Raw genomic sequence first — 806 nt, forward strand, 5'->3', positions numbered from 1 at the left:
GGTAAGTATGAGAATACAGCTTATCAAGTTGATTTTGGTATGGCTTATGTAACTGAAACTGTAGTCAATAATGTTCCGAAGATTGAACCTAAGAAAGATGTGGTGATTGACCATCTAAGTAAAGAAAGTTTAGATGGCAAAGATGTCAGGTTGAATCAAACGTTTAATTATAAATTAGTTGGTTCCTTGATACCAAAAGATCGCTCAGAACAGTTATTTGAATATAAGTTTAGAGATGACTATGATGAAACACATGATGATTATCAGAGTATCTATCAAGTGTTTGCGACTGTAGATTTTGAAACAAGTGATGGCCAAAAATTTAAAGCTGGTGATGAATTAACTAAGTTCACAAGTCAAGTAGTAGACAAGGCTAAAGGTAAAGTAGATATTAGCTTTGATGATGCTTTCTTGAAGTCAATTTTAGAAACATTAGAGTTTCAAGCAGAAGCATATCTACAAATGACACGTATTCAGTCAGGAACAGTAGAAAATACTTACTCTCATACAGTTAATGGTGTGGAAGTTGTTTCCAATACGGTTGTGACTCATACTCCAGAAGAACCAAAACCAGAAGAACCGAAAAAGGAAGAACCCAAACCAGAACCAAAACTGGAACAACCGAAAAAGGAAGAGCCAAAACCGGAACCAAAACCAGAGCCAAAAACTCCTGAAGAACATCCGCAAGAATCAGTAAATCAGCCAGAACGAAGCTTGCCTTCAACAGGGGAGAAGGATTCTGCAGATTTACTATTGGCTGCTCTAGCAATGGGAAGTGTTGCTACAGGCTTGCTCTACAGCAAGCG

The 806-nt window shown here is 37.5% G+C and carries 1 protein-coding gene; it reads left to right on the plus strand.

The window, feature by feature from the left end; translation table 11 throughout:
• Positions 1-806: LPXTG cell wall anchor domain-containing protein (locus ADH54_RS09810; protein ID WP_049524969.1), on the plus strand; the 806-nt coding region annotated here is incomplete at both ends.

Source organism: Streptococcus pseudopneumoniae (genome assembly GCF_001072315.1).
Taxonomy (GTDB): Bacteria; Bacillota; Bacilli; order Lactobacillales; family Streptococcaceae; genus Streptococcus; species Streptococcus pseudopneumoniae_R.